At 38.8% G+C, this 327-nt stretch carries 1 protein-coding gene; it reads right to left on the reverse strand.

The annotated features are described in order from the left end of the window. Nucleotides 1–41 precede the first annotated feature (41 nt). Nucleotides 42–327: transposase (locus AACL61_RS09185; RefSeq protein ID WP_339111281.1), on the reverse strand; the 286-nt coding region annotated here is incomplete at its 5' end.

The raw sequence follows: 327 nt of genomic DNA on the forward strand, positions 1-327 counted from the left end.
ATTAACTATTAATTCTTGGTTCTCTAACAGTAAAATCCGGACTATGATTTTTGATCGATCAAAAATCGTAGTCCGGATTTTAAATTATTTATAAAATTAGTCGCCAATCGACTAATTGATTGACCAAATTTCGTTAGATTTAATGCCATCAAGGCTAGCCCAATGTCATTTTCCACAGCCCGTTGTCCGCGTAGATGAGTTCGGCGTATGCCAAAATCCCTCTTCATGTGACCAAAGACTGGCTCAACGTCGAACTTTCGTCGACGATAAATTGCCTTGCCTTCGTCACTTGAGAGGGTTGCTTTTACTTTAGCCTTGTAATAATTC

It is taken from the genome of Limosilactobacillus reuteri subsp. porcinus, from assembly GCF_036621895.1.
Taxonomy (GTDB): domain Bacteria; phylum Bacillota; class Bacilli; order Lactobacillales; family Lactobacillaceae; genus Limosilactobacillus; species Limosilactobacillus reuteri_J.